The sequence below is a fragment of the Pedobacter sp. GQ55 genome (assembly GCF_059758925.1).
Window position 1 is genome coordinate 65,566 of the sequence record NZ_JCAXEI010000004.1, and the last position, 16,747, is coordinate 82,312.

A 16,747-nucleotide genomic window follows, 5' to 3' on the forward strand; every position below is an offset into this window, starting at 1 on the left:
CTTAATAATTGAATACTATTGTTTTTTTGCGGCCTTTTCTGCCTTTATCTTTTTGACATAAGCACTATATAATGTGCTCCAACTGCGGCCATTGCCATTTAAAAACTGCTCAGCCTTGGTTTTATAGATCTCAAAAATTGCTGAGATCTGTTTCATGCTTTTATAATCTACAGCCATCTCCCTTGCCTGCTTCAAAAAGCCCAAAATGGTGGCCTGTTCTGCTGCAGTCAAATCGGTCACAATCGCTTTATAACCTGCCATGGTAAAAGCTACTTTACCAATTGTGTATTTGTCTAGTATCGCTTCGACCTGTTCAGGGTTTAAGTCTTTGCGCAGCCCTTCCATTAGTTCCTGATGTACAGCTGCCGGCATTGCCGAATCTGCTATGATCTGTTTGTCAAGGTCGCTTAGTTTATTTCCGGTTATGGGGTTAATCCCTGAAGGTACTGTCGTTGCCGGATGACTATTGTGCCAATCTCTTACGCTGGTCATATGAATTGCTACCACACTTTCTATCCGCTTATTTTTTTCGGCATCATCTAGTTTCAATGCGCTTACATACGCTGCAGCTTTTGTAGTTACATCGTCTGAAATAACAACATCACTCTGGGCATGGACCATTTTTAATGGGACAAAAGAAATACCTCCCATCAGGCTGAAAATCAGTAAAAACTTTGTGGTTCTGTTCATGTATATATCTTTTATTGTTCAACTACAAATGAATAATCGCCTGAACCTAGTTCAAATACAGCCCTATCATTATCCATCTTTATAAATTTCAATCCTTTTACGGTTGTAGCATGCACCTTACCTTCTTTCACCTGCTCTGCTGATTTTGCCGGAATGCTAATCCTTCCGGTGGTATTAGCAGGTATACTGATGTTCCATTTAAAATCAGTTGCAGATTTAATCCAGCTACTTTTAATCAGGCCATGAACAGAATTGTACCCGGCATTTACAGCATCTAAGCCTTTGATCATTTCAGGTTTCATTTCAATTTTTTTAAATCCGGGTGCTGCTGCCCTAATACCTGCAAGATTTTCATAATACCAGATCACCAGGTCTCCCAATAACATCACATGATTTTGTGAGTTCATTTTCGCACTGGCGGTATTACCGTTCCAAAGTTCCCAGATGGTGGTCGCACCGTTTTCGGCCATATAACCCCAACTAGGATAAGTACGATTGGAAGCTAATTGATATGCAATATCTGACCGCCCATGACCTGTTAGCCCGCGCATTAACCACTGCGTACCAATAACACCCGTACTAATATGGCCTTTGTTTTCATTCATGGTCTTGTCTGTAATATGCTTAAAGACCTGTTCTGCCTTCTCTGCCGGCACCAAACCGTATGAAAGCGGCAGGAGGTTAGCTGTTACGGTATTGTTATCATATCCTCCGGTAATTTTATCTAAAAATTTTTCATTAAACGCGGTTTTGACCTTCTCAGCTAACACAGCATATGCTTTTGCTTCTTCTTTTTTATCCAATATCAAAGCAAAATTCTGCATCAGGGACAGCATTTTATAATAAGTTGCAGTAGCGATCAACACCCCATTCGTATTTCTTGCAGGGTCTTTGGAATGGATCATTTCTTTTGATTCCGGCGGTACACACCAATCACCATACTTGTCTTTGGTTATCAGATAGCCATCCATATATTTATCTTTCATATAGTTCATCCACTTTTTCATCGATGGATAATGCTTGGTAATTGGTTTGGCATCTGCATAATGCTGGTAGAGCATATCGGCTACAGAGAGATAGGTGCCCGGCCAGGTTACGTTATCGCCATAGTAACGCCAAAAAGCAGGAGCCACATCCGGGATGCTCCCATCAGCCTTTTGTGCCTGTTCTATGTCATCAAGCCATTTTGCATATAAACGGCTGTTATCAAAAATAAAAGCTTCGCCGTAAGCACCTGTAGTTCTATCACCTAACCAGGGCTGACGCTCGTTACGTTGCGGGCAATCTACCGGCATCCCTTTATAATTGCTTTTTATTCCCCAGTAAGCATTTTTGTAGACCTGATTAATGGTAACATTTGAGGTATTGAATACCCCTGTGGTTTTCATTTCATCATACACCACACAACCATCAAAATCGGCCAATTTAGGTTTGCCCGGATAACCAGTGATCTCCACGTAACGAAAACCATGGTAGACAAATGAAGGTGCCCAGCTTTCAGATAAGCCGCCTTTTAAAGTATAAATATCCGTTACTTTTGCATCACGAAGATTCTCCACATACAAACTTCCATTAGCCTGTAAACTTTCTCCGAAGCGAAGTTTTACCCGATCGCCACGTTTACCTTTAACCCTCATTTTAACCCATCCCGCCATGTTTTGTCCCATATCAAGAATAAATACACCAGGTCTCAGGAAACGGATACCAATAGGTTTTAGTGTTTCCATTACTTTCATGTTGCTGGTCATCTGAGCTTCAGGCATGCCTCCCGCTTCCTGAACATACTGGGCTTTTAACCAGCGTTGATCATTATAGCCAATAAGATTCCATCCCGGCATTTCTTTGGTGGCATCATATTCTTCACCATCGTATTCATTATTGGCACGAATAGGGCCATCAGCCGTTACTTTCCAGGTATCGTCAGTAACAATCAACTCTTTAGTACCATCAGTATATTCCAACTCCAGGTTCAACACCAGCTTAGGATAACCAAAAGTTTTAATTTTATAGGGTTTATAATCCTGACGCATGGAGTAATAGCGACCATTCCCCAATATGGCTCCAATGGCATTTTTACCCGCTTTTAATTGTCGGGTTACATCAAACGTATTGTACTTAATCCCTATATTATAATCTGTAGGTACAGGTGCCAATACCTGATCCCCAATCTTTTTACCATTAACGTATAATTCGTACATCCCCAAGCCAATTAAATAGGCAGTTGCACTTTTCAAGGACTTTAGAGCCGAAAACTCTTTGCGAAAATAACGGGCGGACAGACGAGAAAACTGTCCTTGGTTATCCCACGAAAAGGACTTATCCAACCCAATCCATCTGCCCTTCCAGTCTACATAGTTCAATAATCCTATACTCCATAAAGCCTGATCGCTCCATTCACTATCACCGGTATTGGTCCACACCCTTACCTTCCAATAGCATTTAAATCGGCTTTTTAATTGCTTTCCCTTGTAAACTACATTTACGGACTGATCTGAGCTGATCTTTCCGGAATCCCATAAATCCGCATCTTCTGAAGCCAGCTTTTCGGGAGTAGAGGCTACCAATACCTGGTAAGCAATTTGAATGGTACCGCGCGCTTTAGTTACAATTTCCCAGCTTAACCTGGGCTGTACTACATCTATTCCAAGCGGATTCACCAGTAACTCACAACGAGGGTTCTGTAGCGATACCTGTGCTAAAAGTGTTGTACAAAACAACATCAAAATAGCAGTAAAGGCAATGTATCGTCTAAGCTTCATGTGGTTCAGGTTTCTTTCTATTTAATTAAATCCGTTATTTATTCGTCGAGAAGTCAAAATATAGTGTCATATTCAAAGCCCTTGCAGGGTCTTTCTCATAATCATAAAAAATATTCTTCATCGCCATTGGGCCGCTTCTATCTGCTCTTTGTGTTTTGGTACCTATGCCCGGAATCCCCTGCATAAATGAGATGTCACCGGAAGGGAAAAGTGGTTCGTAATTATGCCATTGATCAGTTTTAAACGCGGCGCTAAAAAGTCTTAAAAAGACATCTTCATTCTCAGTAATCACCGTAAAAGGCTGATCCCTGGTTATAAATTTACACCAATACATATTAGAATGATAGCCTTTAAATTCAGGATATACCCAGGCCTCTCCTGTTTCGGTATTGTTATAGTCCTTTTTCCAGACACCAAATTTATTTCCCTTCAAACGGTTCTTCCAAACCCTGTACGGCCCTCTTCCCATATACTCAACCCCCTTAATCTGGTCTTCAGGGAAAGAAAAATTCAATCCGATAAAATTAGTCAGGTATTCAGCAGGGAAATATTTCACCTCCAGTTTCAGCATACCTGACGGATAAATTGTCCACTGCAACGTGTTGAAGCTATTTTTCCTATCAAAAGACGAGGCAATAATCAGGTTCTTTCCCTCCATCCGGTGAATAATGTTTTTAAAGTTAGTTGACCCTTCCTGAACCAATGGTCCGTTTGTAAAAGGAATTATCGCATTTTTATTTCTCACCTCACGAAGAATACCATTTCTTTTGCTAAAACTTAAGGATATTCCATTTGCAGTAGCCGTAAAAAGTGAATCAGTTTCTTTAAGATTTGGTACGGATGGTCCTTCTTTTTTAACCATTACCAAAGCTTCCTTTAGCGGAAGAGTGATAGGAAAGCTCCATGTAAACAATTCTTTTCCATGAACATCGGTAGCCGTGATGTAAAACACATCATAAGAGGTCCAATTTTGTGGAAGCGCAACCTTCAATTTACCCCGCTCATGTGGCTTAATATCTGGCGAGTGCGTTGTTCCACTTATCTCTCGTTTATCTTTCAGGTTCAACAGCTTCCAATCAAACCGGCAGGTATTTAGATTAGCAAAGTGATAGCGATTCTCAACATTAAATACGCCATCAAATCCGTCCGTCATCTCCCGTTGCTCAAAAAATACAGGGCTCCATATTTCCTTAATGGCAAAGTAGCTACCCTCTTTTTCATGATAAGGTCCAACTATGCCATCTGCTCCGCGATTACCATCAGCATCTACGATATTGTTCTTATCTGTACGTACCACACCCTGATCGGCAAAATCCCAAAGGAAACCCCCTGCAGAAAGCGGATTTTGTAACATGTCGTTCCAGTAATCTTCCAAACCGGCGCCATGCCCGCCATCAAACATCCCATGCAGAAATTCGGTAGGCATCACAATGCTATGCCCATATCTGTAATTCCCTATACCATAATTGTATTCCCGGTAATGCTGTGTATCAAACCCATTAAAATCTTCCCAAGGATGAATGACAGGGCGTTTCTGAATATCTTCTGTTGCGAATAAATGATCCAGCTCCACATTATGTCCACCTTCATTTCCATTTGACCAGATAACAATAGAAGGATGATTAACATCATGTTTTAACATCTCCTTAACCAATATGGTTCCCCTCGGTGTATCATAATGTCCATGCCAACCCGCAAGTTCATCCATCACATACAAACCAAGAGAGTCACATACATCCAGGAAATGCCCATCAGGAGGATAATGCGACATGCGTACTGCATTCATATTCATTTCCTTCATTAATACCACATCCTCAATACTGTTCTTTTTGCTCATGGTTCTACCTGATGCAGGTCGGAAGGAATGTCTGTTTACTCCTTTAAACTTAACTTTAACACCATTTACATAAATGCCATCTCTCGGTTTTACTACAATGGTTCTAAAACCAATCTTTTTTGAAACGGTATGAACCGCTACATTTTTTTGATATAGTGTAAAAGTCGCGGTATACAGATTTGGAAACTCTGATGACCACAATTCAGGTGCCTTATATGATCCTGAGAGGCTCACCGACCTCGCTCCTTTTTTAATTTCGGTGCTTATTTGCGCTCCATACTTTTCACCATCTATGGTATACAATTGCATAGCTATTTTATCGGCATTGCCAGCTACCTCAACACTTGCATTAAACTGTCCTTCTGCTTTGGCATCAATTGCTAAACTTTGAATGTGCTGAACTGGCAAAGCTTCCAGAAAAACAGGTCTGAATATGCCTCCAAATATCCAAAAATCGGCTTTACGCTCGGCCTCATTGACCGATTGATTAGCAGAATGCTTTGACACTTTAACTTCTAGCAGGTTATCCAAACCATATTTCAGTAAAGAAGTCACATCATAACGAAATACATAAAAAGCACCCTGATGAGTTGGACCGACAGATTTGCCATTGATTTTCACTTCAGTATCGGTCATTGATCCTTCAAATACGATATTGATCTGTTTCCCTTTCCAGGAATCAGGAATTTTAAAATTATATCTATATAAACCTTGTTCCTTTCCCCTGACACTGTCTTTGGCAAAACCATAATCGTATTTACCAAAACCTTGCAGCTCCCAGTTTGATGGTACTGGTATAGTCGTCCATTTCCCAGAATTCATCCCAGCGGTACAGAAGAAATCCCATTTTACTGTATCGTCATTTCCAGTACCTGATAAGTAAAGCTGTTCGGTCTGTTGTGCGCGGGCAGCAGTAAATAGCATCAGTAAAATAAAAGAAAGGACCGGTCTTAGCTTCATAAATAAGAAATCTGTTATATGGGTTTAAATTGACTTGTAAGCGGGTTATCCGTTCTAAATGGTAATGCAGGCAAACCGTCCTTATTGTATAAGTTAGGCTGCATGACCTCGTTCCATCCAAATCGAACTGCAACAGGTTTTTCCAACCCCTTTGCAGACACGATTACCTTGTTTCCCTTGATAACAGCATCAGCTGCTACAAATTTGCCATTGGCACCTGCAATGGTAAAGCAATCTAATTTTTTTTCATCGCAGCTGGTTAGTCCTTTTCCGACATGTTTAAATTCCAGTTCAGCTGTTGCGCCTTTAAAGGTTACCGATTTATAGATTGGGCCCGAATAATTTATTTCCTTACCATAATTATTAGCTAAGGCCCACAAAGCTAGTCTTCTCCCGATTTCCCATTTATAATTGGGATGCAGGTCATCAGGATAATCGTTCAAATCGGTGGTTATGACCATACCGGTTTTGGGCATTCTCAGCAGCTGTGCTTGTGCTTCCCAAAATTCAGGTTCTGTTTGTACATCCAGCACGACCTTACCTTTGCTCGCCGAATAATTAAAGGGGGCGATTTGTACATAATAGAAGGGCAACTCCCCCTTCCATGCTTTTCTCCAACTGTTGATCAATGCCTTCATTTTATAGCAATAAGTGATATGCTCTTTTAAGAAGCAATTTGTTTCTCCCTGATACCATAAAAATCCCTGCAAAGCGAAAGGTGTTAGCGGCTCAATCATCGGGGTATAAAATTTACCCGGGTCATTACCGACCTTTTGATCTTTAAAATAACCTGTTTCCAGATTTTCTCTGGGTATCCAGGGTTCAATAGCGCTGCCGCTTACGGCCGATGAAATTATGCCTATTGGCACCTTCAATTTATCGTACAACTCCTTAGCAAAAAAATAACCTGCCGCCGAGAAATTCTTTAAAGCTGAATCCTGCGCTACACTCCAGCTTTTGTGAATAGAGTCTGGCTTACTCAGCTGCTTTCGGTTAACCAAAAAGATGCGAATTTGTGAGTTATTCGCACTTTCTACCTCATTTACCGGATAACCTAGCTTTTCCTTAAGCGGTCTTTTTACTTTCGCAATTTTGCGCATCGCATATTCCATGTTTGACTGCCCGGAACAAAGCCACACTTCCCCTACCAGGATGTTATCCAGTACAATGGTATTTGAACCTTTTATGGTCATGGCAGCAGGAATAGCCGAAATCTTTAAAGGACTTAAAACTACTTTCCATTTACCATCCGCTTGAGCTATAGTTTGCTTAACCTGACCGGCAAAGCTTACGGTTACCTCTTCGCCCGCAGCAGCGAAACCCCAGATATTTAAAGGCTTATCACGTTGTAAAACCATATTGCTGGAAAGAATCTGAGGCAAAAGTATTTTTGAATTAGCCTCAACCATGATTCCCAAAAAGGCAGCCACCAGAAAACATCTTTTTAAGTTCATCGTCTTTAAATTAAAATACTTCTGTTTTTAACGATTTGATATAGTAAACAGCTTCTTTAACCGGCGAACCGGGATCTTTAAGGTCGTAATCCTGATCTGTAGGGGTATCTACATCAGGGAAACGACGTACATCTCCGGTTCTGAATACCACACGCTCAAAGGAAGTTACCGGCGCAAACATGAGGCGGGTTCCTTTACTTTCGTTATTTATAAAAATGTTGTACATCCGCTTGTTCATATCCAGCTCCACACGGATGTTGTATGTTTTTCCCGCTTCATATTTCATAACTTCTGAATTCCGGTACCCTACTTTAGCCTTCAGTTCGCCATCAGCATCAAATATTAGTCTTGCTGCAGCCGTTCCTTTGGCGTCCTGGAGTTCGACCTGCAGTGATCCGGTATTATTTTGCCCGGCTATGACAGAAAACGCTATATTCAATCTTTTTGCCGCTGGAATTACCCTGTCGGCTTTAGCATAATCATAAGGATCTTTATCTCTAAGGGTGAGTGCCTTTGTCCCATCGGGAGCTTTTTCAATTTTAACGGAGGCCCAAAGGGGGCTAAAAGTATTCCATAATTTAAGTTCCTGTCCTTCAGCCAAGGAATTGAATTCTTCATGAATTGGTCCGGATACTTTAGTCGTTATAGGAACAGGTACCTTTGCCACCCAGATGTCTTCCTTGTTCATGCTATAGGTTAACCACATATTGCCATCGGCAGGCTGCCCCTGACCTTCCAATATCCCTCTTATATACTGTGGCCCATAGGATTTATAATTACCTCCGTATCGCATTTGTGATATTTCGCCATTAACCAATAGCAGGTCTTTATAATTCAGGCCATCATCACTGGTGGAAACAGCTAATGGCCAACGGAACTCTGAGGGGTTGTAAACGATAGCAAAACGACCGTCTGAAGTGCGCTGCCCCCATATTTTAGCATTGCTGTTTACTACCCCAGGTGCTCTCAGGGGACTGTAATCCCATGTTTTACCACCACTGTGACTAACAGAAGTCAGCGCATGCTTCCATAAACCCACAACATTGCCATTGGGTAAATGATAATAGCTGAATGCCTTTACAGGTCTATTTAATGGAATTAAAGGATCATTTCTATCCGCCTCCTCCACCATTTGCTGCATCATCAAGGGATTGCTCAGAATTTCATTACAGGCTGCGATAAATCCTTTATCCATACTTTTGGTGTAAAATGGATAGGTAGCATGCTTCATGTCCCAGCTGGAGTTTGGCCTCAGGAAATATATTGGTCCATAAGATCCATCCTTTTTTAGCTCTCTGATGACCCTTCCTATTCCTTTTCCGTCGTTAGGGTCATCTTTTTTGTCCATAGCAATCCCATAATAGGCTAAGGCAAACAACCGGTTCGCTTTAGACACATAAAAACCTACTCGTTGGTGCATGGTCGCGTAAAGGTCTTTAGCAATACCAGGATACCCCTCTTTCTTCCATCCGTCAGGAATTTTATAAGGAGGAAAAATGATGGCAGATTTAGACCAGTTGTAACCATCTTTAGAGGTTTGCAGTAATGTTCTGCTTGGTGGAATGTGTTCACCAACAGGATCACTCAGGTATTCCAGGTAAAATGTATTGTTCCAGTAAGCCAGCATTGGCGCGTGATTGTAGGTCCAATTTAATCCATCGGCAAGTTCAGGGTGCTCTCTATTCGACCTGAAAGTCTGAATATTGTGCACCCCAATAGCAGGCACAAGCTGACCATGGTGATAATCGGCATTAACTAATGAGCTGCCGGTATAACGCAGGGTATCTTGTGCTTGTGCCGCTTGTATTAGCAATAATAATACTGGGGCTAACCAAATTCGCTTATTTATCTTCATTCTTTTTTCAATCTTTCAATCGTGCTTTTGTTAACTGTCACTATTGTTCCATGCTTATGACCATTAGGGATTACCGTTTCCGCAGAAATATCTTTGAAACTTTTAAAATCGTTTGTTTTTAAAGCAGCATATCTTTTTTCGCCATAAGCATCGTAATAGATTAACCAGTCGTTACCTATTTTAACTACACTCGGTCCCTCGGTAAGCTTGCCTGTGAACGGCATCGAAATATCGTCATAGGGTCCCAGGGCGGTCCTTCCAGTTGCAATCTTCAGGTTCCTGTTCGGTCTGGTATTGTCTTTCAACACCAGTACATATTCATCTGCTGCTTTCTTTACGATTACAGCATCTATGACACTATACCCTGGTTCAAGAAAAAGTTTGGCATCTGAAAACGTCTTAAAATCTTTGGTAGTAATGGCATACATCCTGTGGTTATTGTCTTCCTCTTCCACCCCTTTCTCAAAACGATTTGGGATGGTCGATGCCCAAATAATAATGTACTCTTGTTTAACCTGGTCGTAAAACAACTCCGGCGCCCATACATTGACTGTAGTAGGTTCATTTTGCAATACCGGAATGAATTGCTGAGGGGACCAGTTAATTAGATCTTTAGAACTTGCATAACCAAAACCCCTGTCTCCTTTCCAGCCACATGTCCATACCAAATGGAAAATGCCATCAGGGCCTTTCAGCATGGATGGGTCACGCATGATCTTTTGTTTGCCGATTTCTGGTTTCAGTAAAATCCTATTCAGCGCCGTCCATTTGTACCCATCGTAACTGTATAGCATTCTTAACCCCTCATTAGCAGGTTCCTGAAATGAGGTAAATAAATAAGCCTTTTTATTGCATGCACTAACCGCAAGCCATGCAAGCAGCAAAAACAATCGATAGACCTGTTTAACTCTGTTCATTATATTTTGTCTATAATCAATACCCAATCATTGCCATTGGTTTCTTCTCCCGGAGGATCAAACTCATGGATACCGTTGTTGTCAATATTGCCAATAACGGTAGTTTTTCCCTCTCGCGGATCGAACCAGGAAGCCTTTACCTGAACACCGGTAATCAGGCCCATTTTTAAAGGGATGATCCGGCCAGTATAAGTGTATACGAAAATGTAATGCTTAGAGCTGGTCGCTACCAACCTGTTGTATTTCAATCCGTTTTCTCCGGCCAGGACCGATTGATCTGGCACTCTATCAAAATAGGAAGCGCCATGAGCATCTTGAGCCCGCGAAAGCATCAGGTTTTTCAGGTGTACCATCTGCGTGGCTCCCGGACTATTCATGGCTTCCTGCCATGGAGTGGTGGCACCGTAGGCGACATCTTTTTTTTCCGGATCATACATCTGCATCACCGAATTTTCTCCATAGGTATAACCAAATGCCCCTGCAAAAACCGACCAATAACCATATCTTCTTACATCGGCATCATTCCATTTTGGTTGTTTAAAATCGTGTAATCCCTGCGGAATACCCTCGTAAGAAGGTTCTCCATCAATAACAGGCATTACAGGTTTCAGATTATAATCTTTTTCAACATACTTCCAGTTATCCTCTCCATAATGCCATTTTTCTTTAACTGAGGTATCCTGATCATAACGACGGTGACCAGACTGTATCATGTTAAAATCCATCCATTTGGCGTGCTGAAACCATTCTGCTGAGCTGGTTCTTCCCCTGGGGTGGAAAGTAATCAGGTGATTTGGATCATTAGTCCTTAAGGTATTGCCAATAACATTCCATACTTCCATCTTATCGGAACCTTTGATGTCTCCCCCGTTTAACCAAATGATATTGGTTTTATTTTTATATCGATTGGCTAAAAACTCGGAATAAATCTTTGCCTGAGCGGGACTTACCTTGTCATCTTTAACATTGGTGCCCCAAACGGGCACCAGGGCCATAAAAATACCCTTTTCACTGGCCTTATCCACGATGTAATCTACGTGATCCCAGAAATCGTATTGGGTTGAATCGGCAAAAGAACTGCCTGTTGTGATCGCTGGTTTAGAAATATCTCCGTTAATTAAAGAGGAATCACCGTAAACATTTACAGAAGGAACGGTATGCAATACCATGGCCTGTACTACATTGAAGCCTTTTTGTTTACGGTTTTCCAGATACTGATCTGCTTGTTCGCGTGTCAGTTTATTAAATAAGAGCCAGGCGGTATCCCCCAACCAGAAAAAAGGTTTACCATCTGCGGTGATAAAATATCTGCGATTTTCGGAAACCTGTAAGTTTTTAGCGGCAATTGGCTTCTTCTCTGAGCTGCAACCAAGAAGTGCTATTGAGCTAATGACAAATAAAATTATCTTTTGATACATGTGATACGATTTAAATTTTATTGATGAAAAGGACCTCATCAGCTGATGATTGTTTGCTTAACTGAATGACCTTACCCCCTTTAATCTTTTCTTCCTTTATGACCCTGCCAGTAACAGTGTTAACTCGTTTTATCCTGAAATTACCTGCGGCTTTACTTAAATCCAGATCTACCGGGGCAGCGGAACGGTTATAAATCACATAACTTTTGCCTGGACTAGCCAGAGCGTACTGACCGGCAGTTTTTCCGCTAAGCGCAAAAACCCGCATTTCAGCGGTTTCAGAAAGAAATGACTGATCAAAGCCAGGAACATTTGAAAGTGAGCCACCAGCCATAAAAATGGCCCAGCCATAGGCCGGATAGTTGTCACCTGAATAAATCACTGCCTTTTGTGGATATTTTAAGCGATACTCAGAAACGGCACGGTATACCTGTTCGAACGAGGTCTTTTTGGGTTTTAGCAGGCGGGCATGCTGACGTGGCGCAAGGTTTTGTCCACCTTGGGGTGCGTAAGCTGTTCCATCGGCCTGGTAATGCCAGTAGCGTATGTCAATCAGGTCTACAACCTTGGCACGATCAGCATCTGTTAGGATAGCATCCTGTACATCTTTTGTAGTACTCAAGGCGATTATGGGATGTTTACCGGTCTCCTTTTCCCATTCATTAATCGTATCAATCCAAAACTGCACAAAATGCAATGGCCCGGTGAATTCGGCACCTATGGATTGGATTACACTTGTATTGTCTTTAAAATTATCCAGGCATTGGCGGATATAGGCACGGTGCAATTCCCGGCGTGCCGGATTGCTGATGTCATAAAACTGTTCTGCCAAAAATATGCGTTTGTCGCCCGCATAGGGTACTGGCTCAGGGAAACCTGTATGATTGATATTATTTGCTGTACGCCATGGAAAATCAGCATAATGAGCGCCAGCTTCGATAATGTTATGTTGAAAATAATTCTGATGGATGAGCACCAGCCCTTTTTGATCTGCCAGGTCAGCAAATTGTTTGAGTCTGCTCCAATACCATAGGTTATACCTGGTAAGGTCGTATTTACTCAAACCATCCCATGCCCTGTCCTGACCGGTTCTGGCAAAGGGGAGCTCATAAAAAGGACTCCAAACTTCCCCGTCCATCCTTCTGATGCGCTCGTGATCATCACGACGACGGTCGTACCACAAACCATAATTGTGGTCCAAAATCTTTACTGAACCTTTTTGCATGGTATCGGTCGTCTCGTCCAGGTCATCTGTTAAGCCTTTTCCTGAACGTCCGGGAACAAAACGGGTTAGGTGTGGTTTGCTGCTTTTTAAACCATAAGGTCTTGCACTCCCGTTCCACCATTGTACATCCTGTCTGTCTCCAGTAACCACAGCATTACCGCGCAACAGCCGGCCATTGTTTATAGACATGGTTGCAAATGGAGTTACAGCAGGCGCTTTCTCCAGGCCAATTTCATCAATTTTTTTAGCGCCATCCACATCTATCTGGATCTTTTGCCTGTCCGAGGCCTGATCTATATAATCTGTCAACTGCATAGCAGGGTTAACAGCTAGTTTCGTTAATTTCTGCGCAACAGCTACCGGGGGGCTACTCGAAGCTTCTGTTTCAACAGGCATAATAAAAGTACGTGCATCTACTTGCGAACCAAGCCTGTCCCTCAATTGAGCATAGTATAAACTACGGGGCTGAATCTGTTCGTTAGACATATCCCAGTATCCATTACCTGCGAACTGCGCCCAGTTACCAAAAGCCCAGTTCTGGGCCGTAGGAGGCTGATAGCAATCTATTCTTGCCGCAGTACATTGCCAAAAAACACTATTTGCTGCAGTCCATCCGGCACCTTGTCCATCCTGCCCGCGGTTCATAAAGCTCAGTGCCTGTCCGTCAATATTAACAATATCAAACAATACTCCTGATGCCCAACTGTCGATTGCTCCACTAAAGCTAAATGGCAAATATGCTTGGCACTGAACAAAAGCGTTGGGACCCGGAGCACAATATCCAACAGCAAAATCATGGTATCCATATTCTGAATACAGTCGCTGAAAAAGTGTTTGTCCACCGGTAGTTAAAAAGGTATACCGCCGCTCGCCTCCTATTTCCGAAACCGGAGATAAGGATTTACAATCCTCAACAGTGATCCTGTTTGCAGTTTCCTGTACCGTTACCGCAGAGCCTGCAAAATGCTCAAATACAATTTGCCGAACCCAGCCATCAGTTATATTTTCAAGAGAAATACCTGTCCAGCGGTGGTATTCATCTTTAGTATTTTTAGCATCAAATGCCGACTGGAATCTTATATTTTCTACACCAGAACGCGAAATTCTTCCCTTCCAGCTATATTTTGAAACAGTAGACTCGCCATAGGAGGCATCCAATGCTGTAGTTAAGGGCGCATCTAGAGTGAGTTCATTGCCGTTTACGGCAACAATTTTCCGATCCCAATAAACATCACGTTGTCCGGGTTTCCACCCTAATGAGGTTATCCCACCCCCAAAATGATCGGTGCCGATCGTATCTATCCAGTTTTTAGTCGATGTTCTGTGAACGATGATCTGGTCGCCGGCATTAAATGCTTTTGCATTGGCAACGGTAATCTTCATTGCATTTACTGGCACGTATTTATTGGTAATGGGTACAGGAGTATCTTTTACCCGATCATCTGAACCAGCGATACGTAAAACGCCAAGTCTGTCTAGTCCAGTCGCATACAATAAAGTGGCAGGCGCTCCGGGCACACCTGTTCCGCTACCGCGAAGTATGACTCCAGAAGTGTGAATTTTTAAGGTCCCTGCAACTTCATATCTGCCGTTCTCCAGTAATACAGCACCTCTTAATCCATTGGTACCCAAGGGTAATTTTGCTACATAATTTAAAGCAGATTGGATCCTTAAAGTAGCATCCCCATCCTTCACAGGAACCACAACTTTAACCACCGCTTCAGGAATGGCCTGCTGACCGGCCATAAAACCGGAATAAGAGAAATCAGGAATGCGGTTACCCTTTTCATCAGGTGTATAATTCATTTTACCATCCTTACCCATGAATATAGGTTTAGGCGGTTCAACTGCTTTTATTTTTTGAGCAAATGAGGCACTTACATTTAAACAAATCCACAACGTATAAATCAACACACGCACTAAGTTTGCTTTACTTTTGTTCATTGAAATATGTTTATTTGTTAGGATCATACTTATTTATACTAATTTGGTTCATTATGCTCCGGCTTTACTTGCGCTAACGGCACCACACTATTGATGTAGTTTTCAATGTTTGAATAACTGTTCTTGCTGATCTGTGAGGCATCTGATGTATCCTTTGGATTCAAACCATTTTTAACTTCCCATGCATCAGGTATACCATCGTTATCGGAATCCTTATGAGGTACCCCTTTATATTCAGGGTATCCACCCACTTGACTAATGTCTGAAATGATGCCTTTTTTATAAGAATCCTCCGCCAAGCGACGTTTCACGTAAGATTTACCCAGTTCTGTTTTACCACCTTCCCTATAAATGATCTTACCTGTTTTAACCTGTTCAATTACTCTTTTATCAACGGCATCTCTTATCGGAAGGTTAGCTCCGGCATTGGCTAGCGTATAGGTATATGCTTTTTTAGTATCCATAAGGGTTGTATTTGCCATAGGAAAAGGCTTATTGACACGCATGGAATCCAATATCTTTTTCTTATCTGCAACATCTTCTACCTGTACGCCGCCATCCCAGTTGTCTTTGGTCACCTTATCATTGCCTTCAACAATGTTTCCGTGAATGTAAGCCTGACCAAATACATCTTTGTACTTTTTGTCTCTGCCTGACTCTGGCTTAAGTATCCGATAGGCAATAGGTTGATCTAAAGGTGTGATTGGCCCTGGTTTGTAATAGTTGTTAATAAAATTATAGAAGGAGTTATTGTCTCCCCCGTCAGCACTACGGTTCCACCAGTTAAATATCACATTGTTTACAAAACCAAAGTCACCATACATCCCTACAGATGGATTACGACTGATGTTACAGGCCCAAAGGTTACGCATAAATGTACTGTTTAAACCACCAATGGTACTGCCAAAAGCATGATTGTAGGTATCAAGCGCTTCCGAAAATATAGAGTTCTGTATGGTTACATTTACCGTAGGAAGCTTTACGGGTTTTGAACCGTCTTTTGGATCATAGACATGCCTGTAAATAGACATATTTTCGTCCAGGCCCCAGCTTGCTGAAACGTGATCGATAATGATGTTACCTACCGGATTACCGCCGATGGCATCATCCCTGCGGGTTACATCAGTCGCTCCGCGACGGAAACGCATATAACGGATGACCACATCATGAGTATTGATCCATACCGACTCCCCTGCTACACAAACCCCGTCACCCGGTGCGGTTTGCCCTGCAATGGTAATATAAGGGGCTCTAATGATCAAAGGGGTTTCCAGTTTAATGATACCTGCAATATTGAACACAATAATACGGGCACCACCCTGCTCACAAGCTTCACGCAAGGAACCAGGGCCAGAATCAGCCAGACTGCTGATCACATAAACCTTACCGCCACGCCCGCCGTAGGCATGCGCACCACCGCCCTGGGCACCGGGAAAGGCCAATAGCTTAGCCTGTGGAAGATCTGATGGTTTAGCGGCCCATGGGATAAAAGGTTTACCGTTTTTAGCATCACGGTCAATAATAGGTTTTATCTTTTCAAATTGAAGATCGGAGTTGTGCTGAATAACAGCTAAGATAGAATCAGCCCTAGTTTCCATTGCTGGAGGAATAACTGGATATTGTGCCAAAGCAGTATGTCCGGTTCCAAAAGTAGCTACAGCTAATATCAGCGAAAAAACTTTCATGTT

At 42.2% G+C, this 16,747-nt stretch carries 9 protein-coding genes; all 9 read right to left on the bottom strand.

Annotated features, from left to right (window positions below):
• Window positions 1–15: 15 nt before the first annotated feature.
• Genes AC6CH7_RS13105 through AC6CH7_RS13145 form a run of 9 tightly spaced genes read right to left on the bottom strand, consistent with a single transcriptional unit; the run spans window position 16 to window position 16,744 of the window.
• Complete coding sequence (locus AC6CH7_RS13105; protein ID WP_498263161.1) at window positions 16–690, bottom strand: DUF3826 domain-containing protein; 675 nt, start codon at window positions 688–690, stop codon at window positions 16–18.
• An 11-nt stretch (window positions 691–701) separates the two neighbouring features.
• Window positions 702–3,449 carry an alpha-L-rhamnosidase gene (locus tag AC6CH7_RS13110; RefSeq protein ID WP_498263162.1) on the bottom strand — a complete coding sequence of 916 codons (2,748 nt, stop codon included), beginning with the start codon at window positions 3,447–3,449 and terminating at the stop codon, window positions 702–704.
• A gap of 34 nt (window positions 3,450–3,483) precedes the next feature.
• Window positions 3,484–6,246, bottom strand: coding sequence for a glycoside hydrolase family 2 TIM barrel-domain containing protein (locus AC6CH7_RS13115; protein WP_498263163.1), 2,763 nt, complete (start codon window positions 6,244–6,246; stop codon window positions 3,484–3,486).
• Between the two features lie 14 nt (window positions 6,247–6,260).
• Window positions 6,261–7,700, bottom strand: a complete 1,440-nt coding sequence (locus AC6CH7_RS13120) for a sialate O-acetylesterase (RefSeq protein WP_498263164.1) — start codon at window positions 7,698–7,700, stop codon at window positions 6,261–6,263.
• Between the two features lie 10 nt (window positions 7,701–7,710).
• The gene (locus AC6CH7_RS13125; protein ID WP_498263165.1) at window positions 7,711–9,555 is read right to left on the bottom strand and encodes an exo-alpha-sialidase; all 1,845 of its coding nucleotides are present in this window, start codon (window positions 9,553–9,555) and stop codon (window positions 7,711–7,713) included.
• Window positions 9,552–10,472, bottom strand: coding sequence for a glycoside hydrolase family 43 protein (locus AC6CH7_RS13130; protein WP_498263166.1), 921 nt, complete (start codon window positions 10,470–10,472; stop codon window positions 9,552–9,554). The genes AC6CH7_RS13125 and AC6CH7_RS13130 overlap by 4 nt, the downstream gene beginning before the upstream one ends.
• Window positions 10,472–11,890 (bottom strand): glycoside hydrolase family 140 protein, encoded by a 1,419-nt coding sequence (locus tag AC6CH7_RS13135; protein ID WP_498263167.1) that lies wholly within the window; start codon window positions 11,888–11,890, stop codon window positions 10,472–10,474. Before AC6CH7_RS13135 ends, AC6CH7_RS13130 begins: the two co-directional genes overlap by 1 nt.
• Window positions 11,891–11,900: 10 nt before the next feature.
• Window positions 11,901–15,059, bottom strand: coding sequence for a DUF6298 domain-containing protein (locus tag AC6CH7_RS13140; protein WP_498263168.1), 3,159 nt, complete (start codon window positions 15,057–15,059; stop codon window positions 11,901–11,903).
• Between the two features lie 38 nt (window positions 15,060–15,097).
• The gene (locus AC6CH7_RS13145) at window positions 15,098–16,744 is read right to left on the bottom strand and encodes a polysaccharide lyase (RefSeq protein WP_498263169.1); all 1,647 of its coding nucleotides are present in this window, start codon (window positions 16,742–16,744) and stop codon (window positions 15,098–15,100) included.
• Window positions 16,745–16,747 lie beyond the last annotated feature (3 nt).